8 protein-coding genes are annotated in these 12547 nt (G+C 73.7%); 4 read left to right on the top strand and 4 right to left on the bottom strand.

The window, feature by feature from the left end; genetic code table 11:
• The first annotated feature begins 92 nt into the window (after positions 1-92).
• From ACQP2P_RS16680 to ACQP2P_RS16670, 3 genes are read left to right on the top strand one after another with little or no spacing between them, the layout of a single operon-like run.
• On the top strand, positions 93-1064 hold the full coding sequence (locus ACQP2P_RS16680; protein ID WP_433617068.1) for an aldo/keto reductase: 972 nt from the start codon (positions 93-95) through the stop codon (positions 1062-1064).
• Positions 1065-1089: 25 nt separating this feature from the next.
• Positions 1090-2040, top strand: a complete 951-nt coding sequence (locus tag ACQP2P_RS16675; protein ID WP_433617067.1) for a YncE family protein — start codon at positions 1090-1092, stop codon at positions 2038-2040.
• A 12-nt stretch (positions 2041-2052) separates the two neighbouring features.
• Positions 2053-2244, top strand: a complete 192-nt coding sequence (locus ACQP2P_RS16670) for a DUF5703 family protein (RefSeq protein ID WP_433617065.1) — start codon at positions 2053-2055, stop codon at positions 2242-2244.
• Positions 2245-2370: 126 nt separating this feature from the next.
• On the opposite strand, the gene ACQP2P_RS16665 is transcribed toward ACQP2P_RS16670, so the two are convergent.
• Together ACQP2P_RS16665 and ACQP2P_RS16660 are read right to left on the bottom strand one after the other, a co-directional pair.
• Positions 2371-3549, bottom strand: coding sequence for a hypothetical protein (locus tag ACQP2P_RS16665; protein ID WP_433617063.1), 1179 nt, complete (start codon positions 3547-3549; stop codon positions 2371-2373).
• A 13-nt stretch (positions 3550-3562) separates the two neighbouring features.
• Positions 3563-8572, bottom strand: coding sequence for a hypothetical protein (locus ACQP2P_RS16660; protein ID WP_433617061.1), 5010 nt, complete (start codon positions 8570-8572; stop codon positions 3563-3565).
• Positions 8573-9371: 799 nt separating this feature from the next.
• Here ACQP2P_RS16660 and ACQP2P_RS16655 point away from each other — a divergent pair.
• Positions 9372-9770 carry a hypothetical protein gene (locus tag ACQP2P_RS16655; protein ID WP_433617059.1) on the top strand — a complete coding sequence of 133 codons (399 nt, stop codon included), beginning with the start codon at positions 9372-9374 and terminating at the stop codon, positions 9768-9770.
• Positions 9771-10431: 661 nt separating this feature from the next.
• On the opposite strand, the gene ACQP2P_RS16650 is transcribed toward ACQP2P_RS16655, so the two are convergent.
• Both ACQP2P_RS16650 and ACQP2P_RS16645 read right to left on the bottom strand, forming a co-directional pair.
• Positions 10432-11124: a hypothetical protein gene (locus tag ACQP2P_RS16650; protein WP_433617057.1), complete on the bottom strand. Its 693-nt coding sequence runs from the start codon at positions 11122-11124 to the stop codon at positions 10432-10434.
• A 27-nt stretch (positions 11125-11151) separates the two neighbouring features.
• On the bottom strand, positions 11152-12465 hold the full coding sequence (locus ACQP2P_RS16645; RefSeq protein ID WP_433617055.1) for a M20/M25/M40 family metallo-hydrolase: 1314 nt from the start codon (positions 12463-12465) through the stop codon (positions 11152-11154).
• Between the last annotated feature and the right edge of the window lie 82 nt (positions 12466-12547).

Raw genomic sequence — 12547 nt, 5'->3', positions numbered from 1 at the left:
CGACCCTGCACGGTGCGGCACCAGGGTAGCCTGTGCCGCGGCCAGGCCCGGCCTCCGCTACGTTGGCGCCATCCGGCCGTATCGTTCCATGCATGCAACAGCGACCGCTCGGCCGTAGCGGGCTGGCGGTATCCCGGCTGGCCCTCGGCACGATGACATGGGGCCGTGACACCGACGCCGACGACGCGGCGGCCCAGCTCAAGACGTTCCGCGACGCCGGCGGGACGCTGCTGGACACCGCGGACGTCTACGCCGACGGCGAGGCCGAGTCGGTCATCGGTGCCCTGGTCGGCCGGCTGGTACCGCGCGATGAGCTGGTCATCGCGACCAAGGCGGGCCTGCGCCCGGGGATGACCCGCCGGCGCGACGGCTCCCGCGGCCACCTGCTGAGCGCCCTCGACACGTCCCTGCAGCGGCTCGGGACCGACCACGTGGATCTGTGGCAGGTGCACGGGTACGACCCCGACACGCCGCTGGAGGAGACCCTCTCGGCGATCGACACGGCGGTGAGCAGCGGCCGGGCCCGCTACGCCGGCGTGTCGAACTTCTCCGGCTGGCAGACCGCCCGGGCCGCGACCTGGCAGGGGGCGTGGCCGGGGCGGGCGCCGCTGGTCTCCACGCAGGTGGAGTACTCGCTGCTGGAGCGGGGCATCGAGCGCGAGGTCATCCCGGCGTGCACGGCGCTGGGCATCGGCATCCTGCCCTGGTCGCCGCTGGGCCGCGGGGTGCTGACCGGCAAGTACCGCACCGGCGTGCCGGCCGACTCGCGGGCCGCGTCGCCGCACTTCGAGCGGTTCGTGGCGCCGTATCTCGACGACCGCTGCGCCGGGATCGTCGAGGCGGTCGCGACCGCGGCGGGCGGCCTCGGCGTGTCGCCGCTGGAGGTGGCCCTGGCGTGGGTGCGGGACCGGCCGGGCGTGGTCGCGCCGGTGCTCGGCGCGCGCACGGTGGGGCAGCTGCTCGGGGCGCTGCAGACCGAGGAGATCGTGCTGCCGCGGGAGATCCGGGCCGCGCTCGACGACGTGTCGGCGCCCACCTCCGGCTACCCCGAGCGGCAGACGTAGACGCGGCGCATACCCTGGTCGGACCATGCTGCGCCGACTGCTGACCCTGGCCGGCGTGCTGCTGCTCACCGCGTGTGACACCGGCGCGCCCGTCAGCCACCCCGACGCCACGATGCCGACCCCGACCTGGGCCCCCGCGCCGTCGGCGAGCCCTGCCGGGACGACGATGCCGGTGCCCGAGCGCCCGACCGGGGTCGCGATCGGCGCGACGGTGGCCGCGATTTCCGAAAACGCCGCATTTGTACTGCCTGAGGCCGCCCGATCCCCGATCGCCGGACCGCCCCGGGGCGTGGTGAGCGTCGCCGGCGGATTCCGCGTGGTCGCCGGGTCCGCGGTGCACAACCTGCCGGGCGGGGCGACGTGGGCGCTGCCGGCCCCGGGCGGGGCGATCGCCGTGCCCCGCGACGCCGACTGGACCGCCGTCGCGCTGCCCGACCGCGGCGATGTGATCATCCTCTCGGCCGACGGGGCGGTGCTGCGCACCATCGGCACCGGCGGGCGCCCCGCCGCCCTGGCCGCGGACGGCTCCCGCATCGCCGTGCTCGACACGTCGGAGTCCTCGATCACCGTGTTCGACGCCGCGACCGGCGCGCGGCAGGAGGCGCTGCGGGCCGGGGACGGGGCCGTGACGGTCGCGGCCGTCGGCGGCGGGCGGTTCGCGGTGATCGACGCGCGCGACGGGGAGCTGCTGGTCTTCGACACCGGGCCGCTGATCCTGCGCCAGCGCTACCCGGTGAAGGGCGGGGCGTGGGCGGCCGCGTACGACGGGATCCGGGGTGTGCTCTGGGTGACGCTCACGGCGCGTAACGAGGTGGTGGGCTTGCACCTCGGCGGTGGGACGCCGCGGGAGGTCGGGCGGCATCCGACGGTACGGCTGCCGCTGGCGCTTGCCGTCGACCCGGCCTCGGGGGCGCTGGCCGTCGCCGGGTCGGACGGCACCGGGGCGCAGGGGCTGGTGCAGCGCATTGCCGCGTAGCAGTATCGGTGCATGGACTACGAGTACGTGCCGCTGCGGTTGCCGTCGAATGTCGACCGGATGACCGCTAACGCACAGCTGACGATCCAGGCCGAGTACGGCGGCTGGGAGCTGGCGCGGGTCCGGCTCTACCCGGACGGCTCCCGCCAGGTGATGCTCCGCCGCCGCGTCACCAGCAGCACGCTCCCGGGGCTCAGCACGTAGTTGAACGCCGGCGTTCCGCATTCGCGCGACGGAACGTGACATTGTCGCCGCCACCCTGCTCCTGCGCAGGGTACGCCCGGCCCCAAGCTCGCGAGCGCGTGAGCCTTCCCGCCCCGGGCCTGACCTTCAGGCCAGCCGGGCGCAGGAGGCGATGAGCCGGGCCTGGTCGTCGAGGCCGAGGATCTGCAGGTGGGCCAGCCGGTTGCGGGCGGCCTTCAGCCGGCGGCTCGCCTCGCGCCAGACCTGCTCGTCGGCGGTCGGCAGCTCCCGGACGACGAAGAACAGCTGGCCGACCTCGATCGGGGCCGGATCGCCGGGTGTCCGCCCGGCGGCGGTGTCGACCCTCGCCGCACCGAAACGCTCGACCAGCGCGCGCACCAGCACCTGCCGTTTCGCCTCGATCCACGGCAGGAGAACCCGCGACTGGGCCGCCCACACGCCGTGCTCGACCACGGACGGCACCGCGGCCTGCGCGTGCGGGCTCGGGCACGGCTCGTTCTGCCACAGCTCGAGGTGGCCGTCGTCCCAGAGCCGGCCCGCGTCGCCGTGCGGGAATCCGGCGCCCGCCGCCAGGAGCACGGCGGAGTCCGGCGGCGCCGGCGGCGCGGCGAACTCGCCGTCCTTGATCGTCGCGACCAGGGTGTGCGGGTCGCCGTCCCACGCCCGGACCAGATACTGGGCCAGGTCGAGATCCCAGCGGGCGATCTCGACGATGGTCTCCAGGCGCACGTCGCGCAGGATGCCCCCGCCCCCGTGCCCGTCGGCGATCGGGGCGAGCCTGCCGGCGACGTCCCAGCGGGTCAGCCGGCCCCACCACCACACCGCCTCGAAGGTGACGTCGGCGGCCTCGACGCCGAGCGACGGCAGGATGTCGCGGGTGCCCACGGCCACCACCCGGGGCCGCCGAGCCGCGGGCCGCGGCCGGGACGCGAGCGTCAGGCGCGTCAGCAGGTCGGCGACGGCGGCCGCGGCGGGAGCGTCCGGGCCGGTGCAGTCCAGCACCGCGGTGCGGGCCGCGGCGTCCTCGTGGTCGAGCAGGTCCCCGACGACCACGGGCAGATCGTCGCCGAACACCAGGCATCGCGCGAGCCAGCGCAGCGGGGTCAGGCCGGGTTCGAACGGGGCCGGGCGCCGCGGTTCCTCGCCGGCCACGTACAGGTTGCGCACGATCGCGCTCAGCAGTCCCTCGACGAACGACGGCTCCGCGGCTCGCTGGGACGGCAGGACGACGGCGACGTGCCGCCCCCGCTGAACCTCCTCGGTCACCTGCGTGACCAGCCGATCCGGGCCCGGCAGGCGCCACACCGATCCGTCCATCTCAGGCCGCCGCGGCCAGGGCTTCGGCGACCACCGAATCGAGAATCCAGCCCGACTCCGTCGACTGGGCGACGTCGAGGAGTTTCATCCGGTCCAGGAAGACGCCGGCGTCGCCGAGGATCGGATCGAGGTCGGCCCGGCTGAACGCCACCATGCGCGGCCGATCGCCGGCCTCGCTGCTGTTCTCCGCCCACGCCCGGGCGACCGGACGGAGGTGCTCGTCGATACCGACGTCGTCGAGGAACGTGCGGGCCTGCTCCCGGGTGGCGAACGGGTGCCGCAGCCCGTTGAGGACGTCATCGGTCGAGCGGCCGCTGTTGACCTGCTCGGCGGCGCGCTCCAGCAGCATCGGCCAGCCCGACGTCAGCTCGTGCACGGTGCGGCGCAGCGCGACCGTCTCGAATGGAAAGTCGTGCCAGGCGCGCAGGGCGTCCACGGACCAGCGGCCGAGCCGGACATGCAGGAAGGCCTCGCCGGTGGGCTCGGCCAGCGGCTCGGCGGTCTGCAGCCGCACCACCATGATCACCCGGACGGTGACCCGGTCCCGGATCAGGTCGGCCGTCTCGGCGATCAGCGCGGCAAGATTCGTATCGGGCCGGTGGTCGGCCTCGACGAGCAGGATGCGGTGGTCCTTGCCGCCGCCGAGCTGGCGGTGCAGGTCGGCCAGCGGAGTGCGGACGAGGTGCAGCTGCTGCTGACTCGCCATCCGCTCCAGCACGGCGGCGACCCGGCCGATGCCGAGCGCCGTCGTTCCGGACACCACGGCGACCTTGTACTGACGTCCGGCGCGGCGCACGCGTGACAAGGTGTGCGACTTGTCCTCGTTCTCCCCGATCAGGTCGGCGAGGTCGGCGTCGGTCAGCGGCGATCGCTCCCACTCCTTGCCGATCACCATCCGGCTCATGTTGGGGTTGTACTCGTACGGCAGCTCGAAGTGCGTCGAGGCCTCCCGGAGTTCCTGGTCCAGCGTCTTCTGCGTGCCGAGCAGCGCCACGACGTTGGGCGAGCGGATGCCGTAGAACTCGCCGTTGCGGTGCAGGACCCCGAGGCCGACCATCTCGTCGAGGTAGCGCACGAAGTCGCGGCTGGTCATCTCGTCCTCGGCGAACCCCGTGGGCCACGACGCGGCGCAGTAGGTCCGCAGGTCGTCGACGGAGAACGTGCTGCCGGGTTGCCCGTCCTCCAGGCTCAGCACCGTCACGACGAGCGCGATCACGCGGTACCGGGTGTCGAGGTTGATCGTCCATCTGAACCGTTGCGCGATCAGCTCGCGTACGGCCCGGTTGGCGTACACGCCGTCCACGTCGTCACTGGTGATGACCACCCGGCCCGGCCGGCGCACCGCACGCCGCTGCAGGTCGTCGATCAGTGCCTCGCAGAAGATCTGCACCAGGCTCGCCTGGTAGTTGGTCAGCGCCGCGATCCGCCAGACCAGGTCATCGGACTCGAAGTCGTAGCCGATGGCCCGCATCGGCCGTTCCACGAGCTCCCGGACCTCCAGCGGGCGGAGCGGGCCGATGAGAATGTCGGCGCCGCCGTGCGCGACCGGGGTGTTGGACAGGTCGTAGAACCGCTGCACCTGATGCAGGCCCGCGAACACCGGCTTGAAGCGGCGGCCGTACCGCTCCATGAGGTTCTTGAGGCGCTGGAACGTGCGGAACTGACCGGTGCCGTTCTCGTCCGCCACGGCATCGGCCGCCAGGAACATGTCGGCCTCGTCGAGCAGCAGCAACAGGCTGTTGGCCTCGTCCCGGTCCAGCCATTCGGCGATGCCCTGCGACACCCGGTCGGGTCGCAGGTTGTGCTGGTTGCCCGGCAGCACGCCGAGCTGGCTGAGCGGGCGGATCAGCAGGCTCCACAGCTCTTCGGGTTTGCGGCCCTCGCCGATCGACTCGGACTTCAGGTCCAGATAGAGGGCGACCCGGCGGCCGGTGCGGCCCGCGACCGCCGGCTCGGTGTAGAGCTTCTCGATCCGGCGCAGCAACGCCGACTTGCCCAGCTGCCGGCCGCCGTAGACGAACATCGACCCGGACGCCCGCTCCACGGCCTCCCGCTCCCGTTCGCGGCCGACGAACACCTCGCCGGGCACGTCACCGCCCGCGAACGGCGTGTACGGGTTGATCGACGTGAACGGCAGCGTCACCTCCTGCGTGGCCCGGAACCCGGCCTCCTGCCGGGTGGCGAGCCAGCCGATGACCGCCTCGTCGATGACCAGCGTGGGCGAGCCCTTGCCCGACGTCGGGATGCTGTGCTGGCGCAGCCTCAGGCGCTGCTCGACGGACATGATGCCGAAGTACAGGATCAGGTTCGCCGACGTTCGGCTCCGCTCGGGCACCAGGTCCAGCAGCCGGCCCGGGGTGGTGGACCGCTCGAAGACCAGGGTGACGGTGTAGCGGCCGTTGGCCTGGGTGCCGAGCTGCGGCACGTACGACCCGTCCAGCGGCCGGGCCCGGACCTCGTACGCCGCGATGCGGGTCCGCGGGGCATCGGTCACGTCCTGGAACGAGTTGTTGTGGCTGATCGGGTTGAGCCCGAGCATCCGCAGCACGTCGGCGAGGGCGTTGCGGAACCGCATCTCACCCTTCTCGCCGCGCTCCCGTTTGCGGACGTAGTACAGGTGGTACAGCTGCTTCCACGCGCTGAGCCCCTCGCGGAGGCTGCCGACGGTCGGCCCGTGTCCCCCGAAGCGATCGATGACGCTCTGCAGGGCCGCGTCCTGCGGGTGTTCGTGGGGGCCGGCCTTCGCGGCCGCCTCGGCGGCGTGCTCCACCACGGCGGGAAAGAACTCGTCGAAGTCGCTGCGCTGCCCGGTGGCCACCTCCTCCGGCAACGGCACGCCGCTCTTGAGGTTGGTGATGAACTCCTCGGCCGTCACCTCGTCGTTGCGGTCCAGCACCCGCCGGACCCGGTCCAGTTCCTCCTGCGGCGCGGGCAGTCCGGCCAGCCGGGCCTCGAGTTCCGCCCGGTACTTGGCCAGCGCGTCGGCGGCCTGCTCCGTGATCTCCGCGAGCGGCGCCCGGGCCAGGTCGTAGCGGTCGACCGGGGCGGTGCGCCAATCGTCGAGCTCACTGTCGAGGAACCGCGCCTCGAGGTCCAGGCCGAGCGAGCGCAGTTTCGCGATCGCGACGTCGGCGGCCTTGACCGCGGTGACGTGCTCACGGCCGAGTGCCTCGGCGCGCCGCTCGACGGCCTCGGACTCCTCACCTGCGAGCAGGTCACGCGCGGCGCGGACGTTGCCCCGGTCGAGGAACCCGCCGACCGCCTCCTCGATCGTCCGCCCGTGCAGGGCACCATCGAGGTGATGTGGCTGCAGCGGCTCGGTCGGGTCGCCGCCGGCGTCGCGGTCGATCTCGTACACCAGCCGCAGCGCCTCGCGCCGGACCTCCCGGAGGGTGCTTGTGCCCGCGGTACCGGGCTCCTGGCCGATCCACAACGCCAGGCGGTGCAGCGCCGTCTCCCCGACCGTGTGCAGGGCCGGTGGTGGCACGTAGGTCTCGGCCGCCCGGCGCAGCGCGTCCGTGTCGAACAGTTCCTCCGGCCGGCGGGCCTGCCGCAGCTTCGCGGCGACCGCGAGGGCCTCGACCAGCAACCCGCGGACCTCGTCGATGAACTGCAGCAGGCGTGTCCGGGCCTTCGCCTGGATCGGCTGCTTCAGCTGCTGCGGCGAGCTCAGCGCCTGGTCGGCCGCCGTGATGAGCGCGTTGACGGTCGCGGCGTTGGCCAGGAGGTAGGCGACGTCCTTGAGGCCGTCGAGGCGCGGGTCGTCGCCCGTCACCGCCGACGGACCGGCGGCGGCGAGCTGCGTGAGGTCGACCAGCGCTCGTCCGAGCCGCTCGTTGTCGCGAACCAGGTAGTGCAGCACGTTGCTGGCGCGCGGGAACACGACGTTGGCCCGGCTGAGCAGATCCTTCGTCGCCTGAGCTTGCGGCGCCAGGGCAGCCCAGCGTTTGAGCAGGTCGTCGTACCCGCCCTCGCCGGAGGACGTCCGCCGTCCGCCGTGGTTGACCGCCTCCACCGCGACCGCGACGACGGTCCGGAGGGGCGGGTGCTGGATGTCGGCGCGCTCCACCAGCCGCGGCAGGCCCACGGGCGAGTAGCCGGCGTCGAGGCCGAACCGCAGGCACGCGGCGAGCAGAACCCCGGCCTCGTCCATGCCCTCCGGGAGCTCCTCGGGCAGCAGGTCGGGCAGTGTTCCCTCGAGACCGCCCGCGTCGCAGCGCATCGCCGCGGCGAAGAAGGCGAGCACCCGCTGGCGGACCCGGGACTGGTGGTCGGCCTCGGCGGTCAGCCAGGCCAGATCCTCCCGGCCCTGGTTGAGCAGATCCACGATCACGGCCGGCCAGACGCCGGGGTCGTGCGAGTGCGCGTGGGCCTCGCCTTCGCCGTCGCCGGGCACAGGCTCGACGGCCCGTTGCTCGACCGCCTCGCTGCCGGCGTCCACCGGGGCCGGCGTGACCGATGCGGGCTCCGGTTCCATCTGCGGCTCGGAGATCGGCACCGTGGTGTCGGCCGGGAGCCGTGGGCTCGGCGGCGTCACGTGCGGGGGCATCGCCGGTGGAGGCGGGGTGGGTCCGGACAGTGGGGCGGTCAGGCCGGCGAGGTCGATCAGCTCGTCCGGGTCGCCACCGAGCTGGATGAGCTGACGCCGGGCCTCCTCGAGGATCGCCCGGCGGCGCTCGGCGAGGGCCTCCTCGGCGCGTCGGCGGGCCTCGGCCGCCAGGAGTTCCTGCTCCGCGTCCTCCAGCGCCAGGCGAGCCGAGCTCAGACTGCCGCACCCGGTCGCCGTCAGCCGCGCCACATCTTCGAGCAAGGACCCGACCGCGGAGAACCACCGCGTGGGCTCGTCGAGCACGCCGGCCGCCGGCTCACCCGCGGAGACCCGGCGCCCGGCGGTGGCGAGCGCGAGCACGACCGCCGACTGCCGTCCGTCAAGCTCGTCGATGCGTCGGCGCAGGGTGCGCAGCGAGTCCAGGCGTCGGACGGAGGGCTCGTCCAGGTCAACCGGTTCCATCCGCCAACGCTATGGGCGGGCGGCGCGGACAGGCATCGACGGAAGCCTCGGGTCAGGCGCCCTGCCGACGGCGTCGCACCGCCGAACGGCCGCGGTACCGCGCCGGACGTGCCACGCACTCCGGGTCCGCGTCAGCCCCGGAGCTCGTCCCGCCCGGTGGCGGCGTTGGCGTGCGCGGCCTACGGTCCCTCGAGGAGCACCACCGCGGCCCGCCGCGACCCCGTCGTGCCGCGCCGGCTCGCCGCCTGCACCGCCTCGGTCGCCGGTGACGTCGTCCCCTTCCTGGCCCTGCTACTTCCTGGCGCTGCGCGGCGGCCGGTCTGCTCGCCGCCCTGGCTCCGGCGGTCCGCCGGTCTCGCTGCGGGCGAGCACGTGGGCCGCGCCGCCCGTCGCCGCGCCGATACCGCGACGGCCCCGTGCCGCCGGAAGCCGCGGGTGTCGGTCAGGCCGCGGTGCTCCTACAGTCCCCCGGCCGTGCCCGTGGTGGTCGCGGCCGGCCGGCTCGGGGTCCACGTGGCCGACGCCGTCACCTTCACCACCTGCCGGGCCGGCGGCGAGCCCCTCACGCGTCGGCCGCGCCCCTGCGCCTGCCGCGTCGACCGGCCCCGAGGTGCCGGCCGGACGTCGCCGTCCCGGGTGCGCAGGTCTCCCGGGCGCTTCCAAGGCCCCGCGCGCCGCCGGCCGGCCCGTGTGGAGGACAACCCGGCGCGGCCCGGCATCCGTCCACTCTGGATGGTCGCCGGATGCACGGTGGCACACGGGGCGTCGCGGGGCGAGCCGTTCGCCTGTTGTCCTTGCGGTGAGAGCCCGCACGATCCTCTCGGCCGCCATTCTGGCCGCGGCCGCCAGCTACGCCGAGATGTCGGTGGTGAGCCGGGCCTACGCCGCCTGCGACGTGGGCATCAACGCGGGCGCGAACAACGCCTTCCTGGTCTTCATCGCGATGCCCGTGCTCTGGGTCGTGCAGACGGCGCTCGTCGCCGGCAGTGCCCCGCTACCGTCCCGCCTCTCCCCCAGCCGGACGGTGACGACCGCCGCGACGACCGCGCTCGCGCTGGCGGTCCTGGCCGTGGTGGCCTATGGCTTCTTCTTCTGGGCCGGCCTGCCACTGACCGACGCGGTGAGCTGCCCGGACGGCCACGAGCCGGCCTGGTGGCCGTCGTGGCTCCCGCCCGCGCCGCACCCCTACTATCGCTGACACACGGCCCGGCGTGACCCCCGGACCTCTTGGCCGCGGCCCACGCCGCACCCTTGCTGTCCGGCGCATCCGCAGGACCCGCCCCGGCCCCCGCGCACCCCTGCTGTCCGGCGCATCCGCAGGACCCGCCCCGGCCCCCGCGCACCCCTGCTGTCCGGCGCATCCGCAGGACCCGCCCCGGCCCCCGCGCGCCCCTGCTGTCCGGCGCCGACGGGCTGGCAAGCGGCTCGGGCCTGGCCATCCGCGGAGCTGGCAGCGTCCGCCCGGGCTCCGACAGGCTCACAGATAAGGGCGGGGTGACCATCCGCGGACCTGGCAGCGTCGGCGCGCAGCGCCGAGCGGTGTCTGGCGGGAGCGACGGTCCGCACCCCGGCGAACCCGAGCCATGCCCTGGCAGTTGACCGCGGCTCTCAACGGTCACCGGCTCTTCTGCGCGCCGAAGCATCGACGTGAGCGGGGCCAGGGCCGGGGCGGAACTGGTTGCCGCCCCGCACCCCGCGCCAGACTCTGAAACCCGGCCGCCACCGCCGACACGGGCGCACCCGGCACCGTCCCAGAGAATCCCCCGGAGCCCTCGGCGCGACGACAGCCGGGGCCGGGCGGCGCGGCGGCCCCGCGGTGCAAGCAGGCCGCGGGGGCGCCGTCGGCGTCGTGCCGGGGTCTACTCGGTCGTGCTCTTCTGCGACGGCTCGTCCGCGTCGTCGTCCTCGGTCAGGTCGTCGTCCAGCTCGGCGAAGGCGTGCTCGTCGAGCCGGTCGACGACCCGGTCCCCCGCGGCCAGCGCGAACGGCCCCGCGCCGTCGTTGTCCTCGTAGGTCTCCGGGTCGAGCGGCGTCTCCACCTCGGCCACGATGACCACCCCGTCGAGCGACTCGAGCTCGGGAATGTCCAGCGCCCCCAGCGACCCGTCGCCGGCCTGCATGAGCTCGAGGACGGCCTCGCCGACGGTCTCGACCGCGGCGCTGTCGCCGTCGCCCGGGTTGGCGCGCCGGGCCGCCTCGGCCACCGCGAGCAGGGCGCCGACGCTCGGGATGCGGTAGTCGCGGCGCTGGCGCACCGAGATCACCCGCGGGTGGGGGTCCTCGGCCTCGGCCCCGTCGACGATCCCGACGCCGAACTGCCGGTCGGCCTCCTCCGGGTCGATCGCCTCGACGTCCCACGGAGTGACCTCGCCGAACTCGTCGAGCAGCAGCTCGTCGTAGCTGTTGGAGGCGTTGTTGAGCTCCACGTAGGCGCGCCACACCTCGTCGTCGTCGGCCCGGCCGCCCGCGGCCTTGACCGCGGCAAGGTGCTCGCGGGCCGCCGCGATCACGCGCTCGAGCGCGGCGTCAAGCTCCGCGTGCCGGTCGGTCATGATGAGATCCCCCTGAGAAAAGATGAGTTAGGACTGCTGCAGGAACCGGTCGAGCACTCGCACGCCGAACTGTAGTCCCTCGACGGGTACGCGCTCGTCAATGCCATGGAACAACGCGCCGAAGTTCAGGTCGTCGGGAAGGCGCAGCGGCGAGAAACCGAAGCAGCGAATGCCCAGCTTGGCGAACTGCTTGGCGTCGGTGCCGCCGCTGAGCATGTAGGGCACCGCGATCGCGCCCGGGTCCTCAGCCCGCAGCGCGGCGGACATCGCCTCGACCAGCGCCCCGTCGAACGTTGTCTCGAGCGCCGCCTGGCGGTGGATGTATTCCAGCTCGATGTCCGGCCCGACGATGCGCCGCAGCTCCTCCTCGAACAGCTCCGACTGGCCCGGCAGCGTCCGGCAGTCGATGGTGGCCGAGGCCCGGCCGGGGATGACGTTGTCCTTGTAGCCCGCGGCGAGGCGGGTCGGGTTGGCGGTGTTGCGCAGCGTCGCGCCGATGATCATCGCGATCGGGCCGATCTTGCCGACGGCCGCCTCGGGGTCGTCGAGGTCGAGCTCGATGCCGAGGATCTGCGAGACCTGCTCCAGGAACGCCCGCACGGTCGGGGTGAGCACGACCGGGAAGCGGTGCGTGCCGACCCGCGCGACGGCCTCGGCCAGCGCCGTGACCGCGTTGTCGTCGTTGATCATCGAGCCGTGGCCGGGCCGGCCCTTGGCGTGCAGGCGCAGCCAGTCGATGCCCTTCTGCGCGGTCTCGATGAGGTAGAGCCGCTGGTCCCCGCCGACGCTCACCGAGAACCCGCCGACCTCGCCGATCGCCTCGGTGACGCCCTCGAAGAGCCCGGGGTGGCGATCCACCAGGTACTGCGCGCCGTAGGTGCTGCCCGCCTCCTCGTCGGCGACGAACGCGAGCACCACGTCCCGCGGCGGCTTGCGGCCCTCGCGCCGCATCCGCCGGACCAGCGCCAGGACCATGGCGTCGAAGTCCTTCATGTCGATCGCGCCCCGGCCCCACAGGTAGCCGTCCTTGATCTCGCCGCCGAACGGGTCGACCGACCACTCGGAGGCATCGGCCGGCACGACGTCGAGGTGACCGTGGATCAGCAGCGCGTCCCGTGCCGGGTCCTCACCCTCGAAGCGCGCCACGACGCTCGCCCGGCCCGGCTCGCTCTCGTAGATCTCCGGCTGGAAGCCGACCTCGGCGAGCTTCTGCGCCACATACTCGGCCGCGACCCGTTCCCCGGTGCTCGTGTCGAGGTCGCCGGTGTTCGTGGTGTCGATGCGCAGCAGGTCCCGGCAGATTTCGATGACTTCGTCGGCGGCGGGGTCGGTGGCGTCCATGAGGAAGTCATATCAGGCGGGGCCGACAGTTTTCCGCGTGGTCCGGCGACGACTACCCAGAGTCGCCGCCGGACCACCCTGA

The sequence above is a fragment of the Dactylosporangium sp. CA-139114 genome, from assembly GCF_050955725.1.
GTDB lineage: Bacteria > Actinomycetota > Actinomycetes > Mycobacteriales > Micromonosporaceae > Dactylosporangium.
This window is presented reverse-complemented; position numbering and strand designations above follow the sequence as displayed.